The 14,899-nt window shown below is 72.0% G+C and carries 15 protein-coding genes; 5 read left to right on the top strand and 10 right to left on the bottom strand.

All coding sequences use genetic code 11. The annotated features are described in order from the left end of the window. Positions 1-81: 81 nt before the first annotated feature. Both G5C65_RS03960 and G5C65_RS03955 read right to left on the bottom strand, forming a co-directional pair. Positions 82-1,155 (bottom strand): NAD-dependent epimerase/dehydratase family protein, encoded by a 1,074-nt coding sequence (locus tag G5C65_RS03960; RefSeq protein ID WP_338146222.1) that lies wholly within the window; start codon positions 1,153-1,155, stop codon positions 82-84. Between the two features lie 235 nt (positions 1,156-1,390). Next, a complete protein-coding gene (locus G5C65_RS03955) occupies positions 1,391-1,966 on the bottom strand; it encodes a CGNR zinc finger domain-containing protein (RefSeq protein ID WP_165297182.1) in 576 nt (191 codons plus the stop codon). 82 nt (positions 1,967-2,048) lie between these two features. Between G5C65_RS03955 and G5C65_RS03950 the strand changes: the two genes are divergently transcribed. Further along, on the top strand, positions 2,049-3,221 hold the full coding sequence (locus G5C65_RS03950; protein ID WP_165297181.1) for an epoxide hydrolase family protein: 1,173 nt from the start codon (positions 2,049-2,051) through the stop codon (positions 3,219-3,221). On the opposite strand, the gene G5C65_RS03945 is transcribed toward G5C65_RS03950, so the two are convergent. After that, positions 3,172-4,743 carry a monooxygenase gene (locus tag G5C65_RS03945; protein WP_165297180.1) on the bottom strand — a complete coding sequence of 524 codons (1,572 nt, stop codon included), beginning with the start codon at positions 4,741-4,743 and terminating at the stop codon, positions 3,172-3,174. The genes G5C65_RS03950 and G5C65_RS03945 overlap by 50 nt on opposite strands. A 65-nt stretch (positions 4,744-4,808) precedes the next feature. On the opposite strand from G5C65_RS03945, the gene G5C65_RS03940 reads away from it, so the two are divergent. Continuing rightward, positions 4,809-5,471, top strand: a complete 663-nt coding sequence (locus G5C65_RS03940) for a TetR/AcrR family transcriptional regulator (RefSeq protein ID WP_206441212.1) — start codon at positions 4,809-4,811, stop codon at positions 5,469-5,471. A gap of 72 nt (positions 5,472-5,543) precedes the next feature. On the opposite strand, the gene G5C65_RS03935 is transcribed toward G5C65_RS03940, so the two are convergent. The 3 genes from G5C65_RS03935 to G5C65_RS03925 are packed head-to-tail and all read right to left on the bottom strand — an operon-like array spanning position 5,544 to position 8,559. Continuing rightward, positions 5,544-6,533: an acyl-CoA dehydrogenase family protein gene (locus G5C65_RS03935; RefSeq protein ID WP_165297178.1), complete on the bottom strand. Its 990-nt coding sequence runs from the start codon at positions 6,531-6,533 to the stop codon at positions 5,544-5,546. After that, complete coding sequence (locus G5C65_RS03930) at positions 6,533-7,702, bottom strand: acyl-CoA dehydrogenase family protein (RefSeq protein ID WP_165297177.1); 1,170 nt, start codon at positions 7,700-7,702, stop codon at positions 6,533-6,535. The genes G5C65_RS03935 and G5C65_RS03930 overlap by 1 nt, the downstream gene beginning before the upstream one ends. Beyond that, complete coding sequence (locus tag G5C65_RS03925; RefSeq protein ID WP_165297176.1) at positions 7,702-8,559, bottom strand: enoyl-CoA hydratase; 858 nt, start codon at positions 8,557-8,559, stop codon at positions 7,702-7,704. Before G5C65_RS03925 ends, G5C65_RS03930 begins: the two co-directional genes overlap by 1 nt. Before the next feature lie 148 nt (positions 8,560-8,707). Between G5C65_RS03925 and G5C65_RS03920 the strand changes: the two genes are divergently transcribed. From G5C65_RS03920 to G5C65_RS03910, 3 genes are read left to right on the top strand one after another with little or no spacing between them, the layout of a single operon-like run. Continuing rightward, complete coding sequence (locus G5C65_RS03920) at positions 8,708-9,493, top strand: SDR family oxidoreductase (RefSeq protein WP_165297175.1); 786 nt, start codon at positions 8,708-8,710, stop codon at positions 9,491-9,493. A gap of 51 nt (positions 9,494-9,544) precedes the next feature. Next, positions 9,545-10,132, top strand: coding sequence for a TetR/AcrR family transcriptional regulator (locus G5C65_RS03915; protein WP_420903274.1), 588 nt, complete (start codon positions 9,545-9,547; stop codon positions 10,130-10,132). 26 nt (positions 10,133-10,158) lie between these two features. Then, on the top strand, positions 10,159-11,316 hold the full coding sequence (locus G5C65_RS03910) for an acetyl-CoA C-acetyltransferase (RefSeq protein ID WP_165297173.1): 1,158 nt from the start codon (positions 10,159-10,161) through the stop codon (positions 11,314-11,316). A gap of 36 nt (positions 11,317-11,352) precedes the next feature. On the opposite strand, the gene G5C65_RS03905 is transcribed toward G5C65_RS03910, so the two are convergent. From G5C65_RS03905 to G5C65_RS03890, 4 genes are read right to left on the bottom strand one after another with little or no spacing between them, the layout of a single operon-like run. Then, on the bottom strand, positions 11,353-12,417 hold the full coding sequence (locus G5C65_RS03905; protein WP_165297172.1) for an NAD(P)H-dependent flavin oxidoreductase: 1,065 nt from the start codon (positions 12,415-12,417) through the stop codon (positions 11,353-11,355). Further along, positions 12,414-13,169 carry a CoA-transferase subunit beta gene (locus tag G5C65_RS03900; protein WP_165297171.1) on the bottom strand — a complete coding sequence of 252 codons (756 nt, stop codon included), beginning with the start codon at positions 13,167-13,169 and terminating at the stop codon, positions 12,414-12,416. Before G5C65_RS03900 ends, G5C65_RS03905 begins: the two co-directional genes overlap by 4 nt. Continuing rightward, on the bottom strand, positions 13,166-14,041 hold the full coding sequence (locus tag G5C65_RS03895) for a CoA transferase subunit A (protein WP_165297170.1): 876 nt from the start codon (positions 14,039-14,041) through the stop codon (positions 13,166-13,168). The genes G5C65_RS03900 and G5C65_RS03895 overlap by 4 nt, the downstream gene beginning before the upstream one ends. After that, positions 14,038-14,793, bottom strand: a complete 756-nt coding sequence (locus G5C65_RS03890) for an enoyl-CoA hydratase family protein (RefSeq protein ID WP_165297169.1) — start codon at positions 14,791-14,793, stop codon at positions 14,038-14,040. Before G5C65_RS03890 ends, G5C65_RS03895 begins: the two co-directional genes overlap by 4 nt. Positions 14,794-14,899: the final 106 nt, after the last annotated feature.

Genomic DNA, 14,899 nt, shown 5'->3' with positions numbered 1-14,899 from the left:
GGCGCGGCGTCCGGACCGCGATGGGGCACGATGTGCGGGACCGTCGCCGATGGGAGACGCGCTGAAGCGGTTCGCGCGCGGTCAGGGCTTTTGCCCCACCCCGGTGGAGACTTCGCCCCATCGGCCACCGGGTATCCGAGGCTGCAGCGGCCCCGTGGGCATGCCTGCACGCTCGCGAAGGCCGGCCAGGAACTCAGCAAGAACGTCATCCGCGGTATGGCGGGGCCGCCAGCCGAGGACCACCTCGGCCCGCGTGGTATCCATGACCGGCAGCCGCAGGACTGCGTCGAACAGATGCGGGGATGCCGGGACAAGATGCAGCCTCCAGGCGGCCGCGAGCGCGGCCCGCACAGGCCGCACTGACAGGTCTGAGATGCGTGCGTTCAGCAACGCACCCAGAAACTCTGCGTCGACTTCCGGTTCCGAAGCCAGATTGAAGGCCCCGTTCACGGGCTCGTGGATCGCCAACCGGTATGCCTCGGCCGCATCGTCCGAGTGCAGCACCTGGAACCGCAGGCCACGAAGCCTCGGCACAAGCGGTATCAGGGAAGGACGGACCAGCCGGGCGGGTAGCAACGGCCCGGCGAAGAGGCGCCGCTGTTCCGTCGCCGACTCGCGCTTGAAGATGAAGCCGGGGCGCATGCGCACCACCCTCACCTCCGTGTGCTCCCGCTCGAAGGAGTCGAGCATCCGTTCCACATGGGCCTTCTCCCGGGAGTAGGCAGCACCGGGCCAGCCGCGTGTGGGCCACGACTCGTCGACAGGACAGTGCTTGGATCCGGGTGAGTACGCGCCGACGGAGGACGCGTAGACGAGCACCGGAACGTTTGCCTCGGCCACGGCCTCGAACACTCGTCCACTACCCAGGGCGTTCGTGTTCCAGGTGACTTCCGGGTCGTGCGTAGGCTGGAACAGCCAGGCCAGGTGGACGACAGCGTCCGCGCCGTGGAAGAGCCGCACCAAGTCGGGTTTCTGTCCTACGTCGACGCTTTCCCAAGTTGCCTTGGGTGGCCTCCACTCCGGAATGCGCCGGGCCAGCCCCAGCACCGAGGCAACCCTGCCGTCCTCAGCCAGGGCCCGCACGAGGCTGGTGCCGACATTGCCGGTGGCGCCGACAACGACGATGCGCAGGCCGGTTCCGGTGTCGCTGCTCACAACGGCTCCCTCCTGTGGGCTCCGGTCCCCCCGGCTTCAGCGGGGCGTGTCCGAGCATCATGAGCTTGTGCCGCCGCCATCCCGTGGGGGTGCCCCGTTCAGAAGGGTGAAAACTCCCACCGTCCCGACTGCGGAGAGTTAGCGGCGGGCCGTGTGAGTTCGGCATTCCCTGGTGCGACGTGGCTCCGTGTGCGCGGATCGCAGACCACCGCTGCGGCCGAACCGAGGGTAATGATCACTGCGATGATCCGGGGTTGCTGCGCTGCTTGGCATGGAAGCGCGCTTTCTTCTGACGATTCCCGCACGTGTTCATGTCACACCATTTGCGCGTGCGACTCTGACTGGTGTCGAAGAAGGCGGCTTGGCAGGTTGGCGATGCGCACAAGGCCAGCTTTCCGTCTCGTTCGCCTGCGATGATGCTGATCGCGTCGGCGGCGATCACGCTGAGGGCATCTTCCACGCAGGAATCCGAGCCGAGTCGCCATTGCCGGTTTCTCTCGGGCGTCAGGACAGCCGCGGCCCTGCCCTGGATACTGCAGTCATTGATGACGTGGACAGCAGACGCGGGGAGAGCGTCCTGGATCGCGACCGCTGTCGCGGCGACGTGGATTGACTCCCTCAGCTCCCGGGCGAGTTCGAGCTGGGCGGTGGTGCAGGAATCCACGGCGAGGCCGTTCACTGCCAGCCAGTCGACGAGGCGGCGCGGCGTGGGAATGCGCTCCACGGCGTTGCCACGACGCTCCGTCAGCGTCGCCGTGAAGCTGGTCGCCAGCACGCTACCGAGGCGGAAGTCAGGGAGCTCAGCACACATGGAACCACCTTAGCTGGTTGCGCGCCGCCATGAGGGCATGCTAGAACCGTCTTAGCCGGTTCCGCTGTGACCAGGAGGTCTCATGCCCCGCCCCACCAGCGACGTGCAAGCATTCGAAGCCCACGCACCTGACGTCGACCTCGACGATCTGCGCGCACGACTGGGCGCGGCACGGCTACCGGAGGCCGAGACGGTCCATCGCGCCGCGCCCGACCCGCGCCGATGGGAACAGGGCGTTCCGCTCGCCGACCTCGTCGACGTCGTGGACTACTGGCGCACCGGGTACAACTGGCGGTCGTTCGAAGAGCGCGTCAACCGGATCGGCCAGTTCCGCACGGTCATTGACGATCTGGGAATCCACTTCCTGCACCGCCGGTCCGCGCGCGCAGACGCCACTCCCCTGCTCTTGACGCACGGCTGGCCGGGCAGCATTGCCGAGTTCATCGACGTAGTGGACGAGCTGGCGGATCCGGAAGACGCGGACGCGCCGGCGTTCCACGTCGTGGCCCCATCGCTACCGGGCTTCGGCTACAGCGACAAACCGGCCACCACCGGGTGGGGAACCGAAAAGATCGCGGCCGCATGGGTGGAACTGATGGGAAGGCTCGGCTACAGCCAATTCGCAGCCCACGGCGGCGACTGGGGAGGCAATATCACCACCGTCCTCGGCGGCAGGTTCCCGGCGCACGTTCTCGGCATCCACACGACGTTCGCGGAGGCACCGCCCGGGTTGACGACGGACGGGCTGACGGCGGCCGAGCGCAAGTGGACCGAGGAAACCCGCGATTTCTGGCGCCACCGAGCGGCGTACGCGAAGCAGCAGGCGACCCGGCCGCAGACCATCGGCTACTCGCTCGTAGACTCACCGGTCGGGCTTCTTGCCTGGATCCTCGACAAGTTCGCCGAGTGGTCGGACACCGAAGACAGTCCGTTCGAAACGATTTCCAGAGACCGCATTCTTGACGACGTCACCCTGTACTGGCTGACGCGGACCGGCGCGTCGGCGGCCCGCATTTACTACGAGAGCCACAACTCACTCGACCCCGAACTCCGGGTCGACGTCCCCTCAGCAGTCAGTATGTATCCCCGCGACATCGAGAAGTGTCCGCGCCCCTGGGCACAGGAGCGGTACCGGCAGATCGTCCGATGGGGGTCGCCCGAAACCGGGGGGCACTTCCCGTCGCTGGAGGTTCCCGAGTACTTCGTCAAGGACCTGCGAGAGGGTCTCGCGGCAGTGCTGGCGGCTCGTCGGTGAGCGCGGCTGGGTGTCGGTAGGGCGTTCCGGCCCAGGCGGTGAGCGCCTCGTGCCGCTCGTCCCGGCGCGCGGCGATGTCGACGGTGCGGGTGGCCCAGGCGATGTGGCCGTCGGGGCGTACGAGGACCTCGGCCACGCCCTCCAGGTCGGCGTGGTCCTCCCGCTGCGTGACAGTGACGGCGGTGACGCGTGAGCCCCAGCCCGTGACGGCCGTCCCGAGGTCCGGGTCGCCCGCGAGGTCGAGGTGGACGAACCGGCCCTCGGTCAGCAGCTCGTAGACCCGCGTCGCCTCCGACGCGGTGGCGGTCAGCCCGATGTCGGGCATCCGCCGCCCCACCAGCGGGTCGGTCCCGGGGCTCGCCGGCGGGTAGGCGGTGCCGAGCGCGGAGACCTGGGCGGCGAGCATGCGGTTGACCTCGTCCATGCGCAGGAGTCCGTCGAAGAGTTGACGGAGGGCGGCACCGGGCCGCTGGTACTGCGGGACCAGCGTCAGCTCCGCGAGCAGCGTCTGCACCTCGGTGTTCTCGGTGACGGCGCGGGCGACCGGGCTGCGCTCCTCGTCATAGCTGTCCAGCAGTCCGGGCGGCGACCAGCCGTTGAGGGTGGCGGCCAGCTTCCAGCCGAGGTTCATGGCGTCCTGGAGGCTGGTGTTCAGCCCCTGGCCTGCCGCGGGGAAGTGGATGTGGGCTGCGTCGCCCGCCAGCAGGACCCGGCCGGAGCGGTAGCTCTCCGCGAGACGGGTGGCGTTGCCGAAGCGCGAGAGCCAACGGGGCTCGGCGATGCCGCAGTCGGAGCCGCAGATCCGGATCAGGGACGCACGGAACTCCTCCAGGGTCACCAGCTCCCGGGCCGGCACCCGCATCCGCTCCGGATCCACGTAGACCAGCCTGGTCAGACCGTCCTCCAGCGGCGCGATCAGGACGCCACGGGCCCGTGCCGCTTCGAGGGCCGCCGGGTCGGCGCCGGTCACGGCGAAGTCGCCGAGCACACCGGTGAGGGTCTCGTCGGTGCCCGGGAAGCCGATCCCGGCGGCCTCCCGCACCCGGCTGCGTCCGCCGTCGCACCCGGCCGCGTACCGGGCGCGGAGCGTCCCGACGCCCCCGGGGGCCCGCACCCGCACCTCGACCCCGTCGTCGTCCTGGCTCAGAGCGACGACCTCGTGGCCGTGCAGGATCTCCACACCCAGCTCGCGGGCCCGCTCCTCGAGGAGCGCCTCGGTGCGTGCCTGGGCGAGGAAGAGCGTGTAGCCGTGCCGGGAGTCCAGCGCGGAGAAGTCGAGATGGGTGGGGAGCTGGGCGAAGTGCCAGCCGGGCACGGTCCGGCCGAGCGGCAGGAACCGGTCGAGCAGCCCGCGCTGATCCATCAGCTCCAGGCTGCGCGGATGCAGGGTGAGCGCACGCGAGTCCCGCTGCGGCTCGGTGCGGCGCTCCAGGATCCGTGTCCGCACGCCGGCCAGCGCCAGCTCGCACGCGAGCATCAGCCCGGTCGGTCCCGCGCCTGCGACGATCACGTCGACGTCCATCGGAGTTGCCCTCCTCCTATTTGTGAACAGTGTTCACGTGAACGCTGTTCACTATAGTGGGGCCCATGAGCTCCCCGTCAAGCCCGGCCCGAGGCCGGCCCCCGCGACTCGACCGTGCGCGCACCCTGCAGACGGCCCTCGACCTGCTGGACCGGTCAGGGCTCGACGCATTGACCATGAGGCGGCTCGCCGATGCGATGGACGTGCAGGCCGGTGCGCTGTACCGCTATTTCGCGACCAAGCAGGACCTGCTGACGGCGATGGCCGAGCGCATGATGGACGGCGTCGCGGACGCCGCAGCCGAGGCGGACAGCGGCGACTGGAGCGAGCGGCTGTCCGCCCTGGCCCGCGCGATGCGCGCGGCCCTGCTCGCCCGCCGTGACGGTGCGCGGGTGTTCGCCGGTACGTACGCGACGGGGGCGAACACCCTGGCCTTCGCCGACGCGGTCGCAGGCGTCATGCGTGCGGCGGGCTTCCCCGACGACGACGCAGCGCGGGCGCTCTACACCGTGGCCAACTTCACCGTGGGCCACACTCTGGAGGAGCAGGCCGCCCTCCAGCTGGGAAACGGCGGCCCGGCAGATCCGGGTGTCCTCGCCGATGCGGTGGCGGCCGGGACGTACCCGCACCTTGAGGCCGGCCTGCCCGCGCTCACCAGCACGGACTTCACCCGGCTCTTCGAGTTCGGCCTGGACCTGCTCATCGAGGGCCTGCGGGCGCGGCGCTGAGCCACGGCCGGCGCCACGGTGCGCTCGGGGCCGGCCGGCCCGGTCGACAGCCGTGCGCGGTGCGGGGCGCGATCAGCCCGTGAGGACGCGGGCGCGGCAGGCCGCGGGCGACCCCCAGGCGGTGCGCAGGGCGCGGGCCTTGCGGATCCACAGGGACAGGTCCAGCTCCTCCGTGTAGCCGAGGGCGCCGTGGCACTGCAGAGCCGTGCGGGCGGCTCCGTGGGCCGCCTCGCCTGCCGCCACCTTCGCCGCCGCGATGCCGCGGACGCTGTCCGGCTGCCCTGCCGCCAGAGCGACCGCCGCCGCGTGGACGAGGGGCTGTGCGAATTCCAGTGCGATCAGGGTGTCCGCCAGGCGGTGCTGCACCGCCTGGAAGGAGCCGATGGGCCGACCGAACTGGGCGCGCTGCTTCACGTAGTCGACCGTGCGGTCGAGCAGGGCCCGGCCGAGTCCCAGGGCCTGGGCGGCGGTGGCCAGTGCCGCGACGTCGGCAGCGCGCGCGGCGGCGGCCCGCACCCCAGACCCCTGGGCGAGCACGGTCCCGCCACGTGGGCGGGCCAGGCGGCGCGCCGGGTCGGCCGACGGCTGGACGGGACCTGCCGACTCCGCCACGCGCAACGTGTCCTCGGTGACGACGAAGACAACGCCGGCGGCGTCCGCGTCCAGGGCGTAGGGGGTGTCGGGCGTCAGCAGACACAGCGAGGCGGCCGTCTTGCCGGAGGTGATGCCCGGCAGCCAGGCCGTGGCCAGAGCGGTGTCGTCCAGGTGGTCGAGCAGCGCGGCCACGGCCACCGTTTCCACCAGCGGACCGGGCACCGCATGACGGCCCACCTCCGTGAAAGCGACCACGAGTTCGACGGGACGTATGCCCATCCCCTCCTGCTCCTCCGGGACGGCCAGGGCGAAGACGCCGGCCTCCGCCAGGCGGACCCAGAGCGCACGCCCGGGGCCGTGGTCTCCGGCCGCCCAGGCGCGTACCACCGCCGGGGTCCCGGCCGCCGTCAGCATGCCGTCCAGCGAGCGGGCGAACTCGCGCTGCTCGTCGTCGAGGAGGAACCGCATCACCGGCGTCCCTTCGGCAGGCCGAGCAGCCGCTCGGCGATGATGTCGCGCTGGATCTCGTTGGTCCCGGCGTAGATCGGCCCGGCCAGGGCGAAGGTGTAGCCCTCGGCCCAGCTGCCGTGCGCGGGCGCCTCGGCGGCGGCGTCGGCGAGTTCGCCGTACGGGCCGAGGAGGTCCAAGGCGGTCTCGTGCAGGGCGATGTCCAGGCCGGACCAGAAGACCTTGTTCAGGCTCGACTCCGCTCCGACGGATCCGCCCGCCGCCAGGCGGGAGACGCCCGCGTAGGCGAACAGCTGGTAGGCGCGGGCTCCGATGACCGCGTCGGCGACCCGGTCGCGCAGCGCGGTGTCGGACGGGGCTGCGGTGCTGCGCCACAGCGCGGTGAGGCGGTCGGCGGCTGCCGTGAAGCGGCCGGGGCTGCGCAGGGTGAGGCCGCGTTCGTCGCCCGCCGTGCTCATCGCCACCCGCCAGCCCCGACCCGGCTCGCCGACGACGTCCTCGTCGGGCACGAAGACGTCGTCGAGGCAGAGTTCGGCGAAGGCCGGCTTGCCGTCGAGGCGCCCGATGGGGCGTACGGTCACGCCGTCGGCGTCCAGCGGGAACATCACGTAGGTCAGGCCCTGGTGGGGTCTGTCGGTGTGCGGGGCGCTGCGGAACAGTCCGAAAGCCCGGTCGGCGAACGCGGCCCGGGACGACCAGGTCTTCTGGCCGGAGAGCAGCCAGCCGCCGTCGGCGCGCCGCGCGGTCGAGCGGAGCGAGGCGAGGTCGGATCCGGCTTCCGGTTCGGACCACGCCTGGGCCCAGACGACCTCGCCGCTCGCCGTCGGCGGCAGGATCCGGGCCCGCTGCTCCGCGGTTCCGTGCTCGAAGAGGGTCGGGCCCAGGAGGTTGATGCCGTTCTGGCTGACCCGGCCGGGGGCGCCGGCCGCGTAGTACTCCTCCTCGAAGATCAGCCACTGGAGGATCGAGGCGCCCCGGCCGCCGTACTCCTCGGGCCAGGACACCACCGACCAGCGGTCCGCGTGCAGCGTGTGCTCCCACTCGCGGTGGGCCGCGAAGCCCTCCGCCGTCTCCAGGGAGGGCAGTGGGGTGCCGGGCACGTGGGCGGTGAGCCAGGCGCGCGCCTCGGCGCGGAAGGCGTCCTCCTGCGGCGAGAAGGAGAGGTCCATCAGGATCCCGCCTCCTTCATCGCCCGGACGTCCATGCCGCCGAGGGAGTCGGCGGCGGTCTCGGCGTTGTGGGCGTGGGCCAGGTGGTGCAGGCCGAAGACGGAGTCCATGCCGGCGTGCATCCCCTGAAGGTCCTCCGCCTGGTTGACCGCCCGTTTGGTCAGGGCCAGGCCCATACGAGGCATCTCGGCGACGCGCGCGGCCAGTTCCCCGGTGCGGTCGGCGAGTTCGGCGCGCGGTACGACGCGGTTGATCATGCCGATCTCGTACGCCCGGCGGGCGCTCATGCGGTCGCCGGTGTACAGGAACTCCTTGGCGATCCTGGGCGGCATCGCCCACGGGTGCGCGAAGTACTCGACGCCCGGAATGCCCATGCGGACCACCGGGTCGGCGAAGAAGGCGTCCTCGGAAGCGACGATCAGGTCGCACACCCAGGCGAGCATCAGTCCCCCGGCGACGCACGCGCCCTGCACCGAGGCGATCGACGGCTTGGGCAGCTCCCGCCAGCGGCGGCACATGCCCAGGTAGACCTCCGACTCGCGGGCGAAGCGGCTCTCGGCGCCCTGTTTGCCGGAGTGGTCCCACCACAGTCCGGCCCTGCGTTCGAACGGCAGGTGGGCGTCGCGCTGCGGGGTGCCGATGTCGTGTCCGGCACAGAAGTGCTTCCCCTCCCCCGCCAGGACGACGACCCTGACCTCGTCGTCGTCGGCCGCGCGGTAGAAGGCCCGGTCCAGGGCGTAGGTCATGGCCGAGTTCTGGGCGTTGCGGTACTCCGGGCGGTTCATTGTGACCACGGCGACGGATCCGCGGCGTTCGTAGCGCACGGGCTCCTCGGGCGCCGTCCGGGCGGTGGACATCGACCCCCTCCTTCCCTAACAAGTGTTTGGTAGATTAACGTGCGGGACGTCAGCCGTCGAGAGCCGTCGAAAGTCGTCGAGAGCCGTGCGGAGCCGCCATGAGCAGCGTCGCCGAGCGCGTCCTCGGCCTGCCGAAGGGGGCCCGGCCATGAGTACGCCGCCGCCTTACCTGCCCGGACACGGGCTGCTGAGCGGCCGCACCGCCCTCGTCACCGCCGCCGCGGGCGCCGGGATCGGCGCCGCGACCGCGCGGCGGCTCCTGGAGGAGGGCGCGCGGGTCGTCGTCTCCGACGCCCACGCGCGCCGGCTGGAGGAGTCCGCCGCGGAACTGGCCGGCGCGTTCGGCGCTGACCGGGTCGCGCGGCTCCCCTGTGACGTCACCGACGAGGCGCAGGTCACCGCGTTGTTCGACCTCGTGCAGGAGCGGCACGGGCGGCTGGACATCGTCGTCAACAACGCCGGTCTCGGCGGTACGGCCGCTCTCGTCGACATGGCGGACGAGCAGTGGGAGAAGGTCCTCGACACCACGCTGAACGGCACCTTCCGCTGTACGCGCGCCGCGCTGCGCCGGATGGCGGCCTCGGAAGCCGGCGGGGTGATCGTGAACAACGCGTCGGTGATCGGCTGGCGGGCGCAGAAGGGCCAGGCGCACTACGCCGCCGCGAAGGCCGGGGTCATGGCGCTCACCCGGTGCGCCGCGCTGGAGGCCGCCGAGTTCGGGGTCCGGGTCAACGCCGTCGCACCGAGCCTCGCCATGCACCCGCACCTGGCCAAGGTCACCACCCCGGAGCTCCTTGCGGAGCTCACGGCCCGGGAGGCGTTCGGGCGGTACGCCGAGCCGTGGGAGGTGGCCAACGTGATCGTGTTCCTGGCGTCCGGCTACTCGTCGTATATGACAGGCGAGGTCGTCCCGGTCAGCAGTCAGCACGCGTGAGGCGAGAATGATCCGGTGCCGAACAGCAAGAGTGACCGTAGGAAGACGGCCGTGAGCGCCGCGCCCGAGCGGCGCGAGCAGCTCCTGGCCACCGCCGCCGAGGTGTTCGCCGCGCAGGGCTACCGCGCCACCACCGTCCGCCGGATCGCGGACGAGGCGGGGATGCTCGCGGGCAGCCTCTACTACCACTTCGACTCCAAGGAGTCGATGCTGGACGAGATCCTCTCCGGCTTCCTGAACGACCTGTGGGCCCGCTACGACGCCGTACTCGCCGCCGGCCTCGGTCCCCGGGAGACCGTCGAGGCGCTCGTCACCGAGTCCTTCCGGGAGATCGACCGGCACCGTGCCGCCGTCGCGATCTACCAGAAGGAGGCCAAGCACCTGCAGACCCAGCCGCGGTTCGGGTATCTCGCCGACTCGCAGGTGAAGTTCGAGAAGGCGTGGCTGGGCACGCTGGAGCGCGGAGTGGCCGAGCGGGCCTTCCGTGCCGACCTCGACGTCCGGCTCACGTACCGCTTCCTGCGCGACACCGTCTGGGTCGCCGCGTCCTGGTACCGGCCGGGCGGGCAGCACACCCCGGAGGAGATCGCCCGCCAGTACCTGTCGATGGTGCTGGAGGGCATCACCCTGCGCGCATGACACCGTGAGAGCGAAAGGGAGTGGCCATGGCCGAGGCATATATCGTCGAAGCGGTCCGCACCCCGGTCGGCAGGCGCGGCGGCGGGCTGTCCGCCGTGCACCCCGCCGATCTCGGCGCGCACGTGCTCACAGCGCTGATGGAGCGCTCGGGCGCCGACCCGGCGGCCGTCGAGGACGTCGTCCTCGGGTGCCTGGACACCGTCGGACCGCAGGCCGGCGACATCGCCCGCACCTGCTGGCTGGCCGCCGGTCTGCCGGAGGAGGTGCCGGGCGTGACGGTGGACCGGCAGTGCGGCTCCTCCCAGCAGGCCGCGCACTTCGCCGCCCAGGCGGTGCTGTCCGGCACCCAGGACCTGGTGGTCGCCGGCGGTGTGCAGAACATGACGATGGTCCCGATCGCCTTCGCGACCCGGGAGGCCGCCGAACCGCTCGGCCTGACCCAGGGCCCCTTCGCCGGCTCCGAGGGCTGGCGGGCCAGGTACGGAGACCGGCCGGTCAACCAGTTCGCCGGCGCCGAGATGATCGCCCGGAAGTGGGGCGTCTCCCGCGTGGACATGGAGGAGTTCGCGCTGCGCTCCCACCAGCGGGCGCTCCGCGCGATCGACGGGCGCCGCTTCGACCGGGAGCTCGTCCCCTACGGTGAGGTGACGGCCGACGAGGGGCCGCGCCGCGACACCAGCCTGGAGAAGATGGCCGGGCTGAAGCCGGTCGTCGACGGCGGCAGCATCACCGCCGCCTGCTCCTCCCAGGTCTCCGACGGCGCCTCCGCCATGCTGCTGGCGAGCGAACGGGCCGTACGGGAGCACGGTCTGACCCCGCGCGCCCGCGTCCACCACCTCTCGGTCCGCGGCGAGGACCCGATCCGCATGCTGTCGGCGCCGATACCGGCCACGGCGTACGCGCTGAAGAAGTCCGGGATGACGCTCGACGCCATCGACCTGGTCGAGATCAACGAGGCGTTCGCGCCCGTGGTGCTGGCGTGGCTGAAGGAGACCGGCGCCGACCCGGAGAAGGTCAACGTCAACGGCGGCGCCATCGCCCTGGGCCACCCCCTGGGCGCCACCGGCACCAGGCTCATGACCACGCTGCTGCACGAGCTGGAGCGCACGGGCGGCCGCTACGGCCTGCAGACGATGTGCGAGGGCGGCGGACAGGCCAACGTCACCATCATCGAGCGGCTCTGAGAGGCGGGGCGGGTACGGTCCCCTGCCCCGCCCGGCTCACTCCGGGTGGGGCAGCCGGCGCAGCACCGCCTGCGCTTCGGCCATGATCCGGTCGACGAGTTCGGCGCAGGACGGCAGGTCGTCGATCAGCCCGGCCACCTGTCCGGAGGCCAGCACGCCGAGGTCGGTGCGGCCCTCGACCATCCCCGCCCTGAGGAGCATCGGGGTGTTGGCCGCGAGCAGGACCTGGCTCCAGGTCAGCTCCTTGCCGTGCCTCATCGCCAGGCCGTCGCGGACCAGCGCCGCCCAGCTCATGCCGGACTCGCGCCGGAAGGCGGCGGCGTGGCGGACCGCGCGCCACAGGGACGCGGCCCGGCCGGAGCGCTCCAGCGTGTCGACGAGTTCGCTGCGCAGCATCCGGTGGGGCAGGCCGTCGACCTTGGTGGTGACCGTGACGTCCTGGACGGCGGCGGCCAGATAGCGGGCCTTGACCGGGTCGGGGACGGTGCTGTCGGAAGTGAGCAGGAAGCGGGTGCCCATCGCGACCCCGACGGCGCCGTAGGCGAGGGCCGCGGCCAGACCGCGCCCGTCGTGGAAGCCGCCCGCCGCGATCACCGGGATGTCCACGGCGTCCACGACCTGCGGGAGCAGCACGGTGGTGGCGACGCTGCCGGTGTGCCCGCCGCCTTCCGAGCCCTGCACCAGCACCGCGTCCGCACCCCACGCGGCGACCTTCTCGGCGTGCCGCCGCGCGCCGACGGAGGGGATGACGACGACGCCGGCGTCCTTGAGCCGGGAGATCACCTCCCGGCTCGGCGCGAGCGCGAAGGAGGCCACCTTCACGCCCTCCTCGATGATGACCCCGACCCGCTCGGCCGCGTCACCGGCATCCGCCCGCAGGTTGACCCCGAAGGGCGCGTCCGTACGGGATGTGACCTCGCGGACCGCCGAGCGGAGCTGCTCCGTGGTCATGGTGGCGGAGGCGAGGACGCCCAGGGCCCCGGCGTCGGCGGTGGCGGACACCAGGCGGGGTCCGGCCACCCAGCCCATGCCGGTCTGCACCAGGGGGTGCCGCACGCCGGTCAGCTGCGTCAGCGGGGTGGCGATCGTGACGTCGCTCATGGCTCCGGCACCTCGCGGGTGCGCCGCCCTTCCGGGTCGATGACCTCACGGATCAGCCGCAGTTCCCGGGGCGTGGGCTCGCGGGTGTACGGCACCGCGTCCGGGATGGTGAGCGCGAAGCCCGTGGCGTCGGCGACCTGTTCGACGGTGACGCCGGGGTGGAGAGAGCGCAGCCGCATCGTGCGGTCAGGTGTGGCGAAGTCGAACACGCCCAGGTCGCTGGCGACGTGCGCGAGGTGGTGGTGGCGGGTCGCCGAGGGGCCGGCCGCGGCGGCACGGTCGTAGCCGACGCCGCAGACCATGTCGACGCGCTCCACGAACACCCGTGTGGAGTGCCGGGGGATCCAGTAACTGGTCGGATTGTTCAGGGTGTTGACCGGGGCTCCGCGCACGCCGAGCAGCTGCCGCTCGGGCCGGGCCCAGTCGCCGATGCAGGAGATGTTCTGGTTGCCGTACCGGTCTATCTGGCTGGCGCCCATCATCACGTGCCGCCGCCCGGTGGCCACCAGGGCCAGATGCCGGCGGTAGGGCAGCCACCCCTCGACCACCCCGGCCTGGGCGCCGACCGCCGGGACGTCCGCCGTCAGCGACGCCTCACCGTCGGTCAGGAGCAGGCCGGGGGCGAAGGTCAGCTTCGCCAGCCGGGCCCCGATCGACGGGACGGTGCCCATCGGGCTGGCCAGGACCTCACCGGCGTCCCGCCAGGCTTCGGCACAGGCGATCACGCAGTACTCGGCCCGGGTGACCGTCATCGGGCTCCCTCCTTGCCAGGGGACTTGTGGAAGGCCGCCACCGCGGCCTGGTAGGCGCCCTCGTCGCCGGACAGGAAGCGCTCGCTGAAGGACCGCCAGGTCTCCGGGTCGCGGGCGGCCTGCGCGTAGGCGCGCTGGAAGGGCTCGTCGCGGCCGTGGTCGGGGGCGCAGGAGGTGAAGTGCGCGCCGTTCGGTGTCTCCACGACACCGGTCACGAAGGGCCGTTCGACCAGCAGGGTCTGCGGGGCGGCGGCCTTGAGCAGGTCCGCGGTGTCCACGATCCGCTCGCAGGAGACGTAGGCGGCGTCGGCGGCCTGGCAGAACAGGTCGTCGAAGTACGGGTCGGGGCCCAGGTACTGGGCGTTGCCGTGCGCGTCCGCGCGGTTGAGGTGCACCAGGGCCGCGTCCAGCCGCAGCGCGGGGGCCGCGACGAGTTCCTCGCCGTCCTCGTAGGGCGAGGTGACCGTGCGCAGGTGCGGGTTGACCCGCATCACGTCCGAGCCGAGACCGGCCCGGACCGGCAGGAAGGGCAGCCGGTGCGCCGCGGCCGTCAGCCCCTCCATGACCATGGCCTCGTCCAGCTCCACCAGCCCGAACGCGCCCCGCTGCCGGGCCGCCGTGACGTGTGGCTCCAGGGGGATGGAGTCCAGGGTGGCGAAGGCCGCGACCAGTTTGCGGATCTTCCCGGCGGCGGCGAGGAGGCCGACGTCCGGACCGCCGTAGGAGACGACGGTGAGGTCGGTGACGTCGGAGCGCAGCAGGGCGCGCACCAGGGCCATCGGCTTGCGCCGCGACCCCCAGCCGCCGATGCCGAGCGTCATACCGCTGCTCAGGCGGGCCACGGCCGCCTCGGCCGTCATCACCTTGCTCATGACGGCTCCTTCCCCGCGGTGCCGAAGGTGTCGCGTACCCGGTCGGCGACGCCGCTGAGGTTCGCCTCGAAGGTGAAGCCCTGCTCGAAGCGGTAGCTGCGGCGCACGTCGACCGGGTCGATGCCGTTGATCGCGGCCTTGGCGAGGCGGATGAGGGAGCCGTCCTTGGCGGCGATCTCGCGGGCCAACCGCAGGGCGGCGTCCTGAAGCTGCTCGCGCGGCACCACCCGCCACACCGATCCGTGCCGGTGCAGCTCGTGTGCGGTGACGGTGCGCGAGGTGTAGTAGAGGGTCCGCATCAGATGCTGCGGGACCAGCCGGGCCAGGTGGGTGGCGGCGCCGAGCGCGCCCCGGTCCAGCTCCGGCAGACCGAAGCACGCGTCCTCGCTCGCCACGATCGCGTCCGCGTTGCCCACCAGGCCGATCCCGCCTCCCACGCAGTAGCCGTGCACCGCCGCGACGACCGGGACCTCGCAGTCGTAGACCGCGGCGAAGGTCTCGTAGCAGCCGCGGTTGGCGCCGATGAGGGCCGCGTGGTCCGCGCTGCGCTGCAGTTCCTTGATGTCGACACCGGCGTTGAAGCCGCGTCCGGCCGCGGTGAGCACCACGCACCGCACCCCGGGATCGGCCCCGGCGGCGCGGAGCGCGGCGGCGAGGTCGTACCAGCCCCGCACCGGGAGGGCGTTGACGGGCGGGAAGTCCATGGTGACAACGGCGACGCCCTCTTCGGGGGCGGAGGTGGAGACACCCATGAGCGGATCAGCTACCTTTCCACCAAACGTTTGTTAGGTGAAGATAGCAGCGGTCCGCGCGCTGCGGGAGGTGTCGCGCGGCCGTCGGCCGCGCCCGCTGGGGGGG

This window comes from Streptomyces boncukensis, from assembly GCF_011045075.1.
In the GTDB taxonomy this organism is placed as follows: domain Bacteria; phylum Actinomycetota; class Actinomycetes; order Streptomycetales; family Streptomycetaceae; genus Streptomyces; species Streptomyces boncukensis.
This window is presented reverse-complemented; position numbering and strand designations above follow the sequence as displayed.

Excerpts from the sequence above, each read along its gene's own strand:
- G5C65_RS03955 (WP_165297182.1), bottom strand. The coding sequence starts at position 1,966 with ATGTGTGCTGAGCTCCCTGACTTCCGCCTCGGTAGCGTGCTGGCGACC.
- G5C65_RS03950 (WP_165297181.1), top strand. The coding sequence starts at position 2,049 with ATGCCCCGCCCCACCAGCGACGTGCAAGCATTCGAAGCCCACGCACCT.
- G5C65_RS03945 (WP_165297180.1), bottom strand. The coding sequence starts at position 4,743 with ATGGACGTCGACGTGATCGTCGCAGGCGCGGGACCGACCGGGCTGATG.
- G5C65_RS03940 (WP_206441212.1), top strand. The coding sequence starts at position 4,809 with ATGAGCTCCCCGTCAAGCCCGGCCCGAGGCCGGCCCCCGCGACTCGAC.
- G5C65_RS03935 (WP_165297178.1), bottom strand. The coding sequence starts at position 6,533 with ATGCGGTTCCTCCTCGACGACGAGCAGCGCGAGTTCGCCCGCTCGCTG.
- G5C65_RS03930 (WP_165297177.1), bottom strand. The coding sequence starts at position 7,702 with ATGGACCTCTCCTTCTCGCCGCAGGAGGACGCCTTCCGCGCCGAGGCG.
- G5C65_RS03925 (WP_165297176.1), bottom strand. The coding sequence starts at position 8,559 with ATGTCCACCGCCCGGACGGCGCCCGAGGAGCCCGTGCGCTACGAACGC.
- G5C65_RS03920 (WP_165297175.1), top strand. The coding sequence starts at position 8,708 with ATGAGTACGCCGCCGCCTTACCTGCCCGGACACGGGCTGCTGAGCGGC.
- G5C65_RS03910 (WP_165297173.1), top strand. The coding sequence starts at position 10,159 with ATGGCCGAGGCATATATCGTCGAAGCGGTCCGCACCCCGGTCGGCAGG.
- G5C65_RS03905 (WP_165297172.1), bottom strand. The coding sequence starts at position 12,417 with ATGAGCGACGTCACGATCGCCACCCCGCTGACGCAGCTGACCGGCGTG.
- G5C65_RS03900 (WP_165297171.1), bottom strand. The coding sequence starts at position 13,169 with ATGACGGTCACCCGGGCCGAGTACTGCGTGATCGCCTGTGCCGAAGCC.
- G5C65_RS03895 (WP_165297170.1), bottom strand. The coding sequence starts at position 14,041 with ATGAGCAAGGTGATGACGGCCGAGGCGGCCGTGGCCCGCCTGAGCAGC.
- G5C65_RS03890 (WP_165297169.1), bottom strand. The coding sequence starts at position 14,793 with ATGGGTGTCTCCACCTCCGCCCCCGAAGAGGGCGTCGCCGTTGTCACC.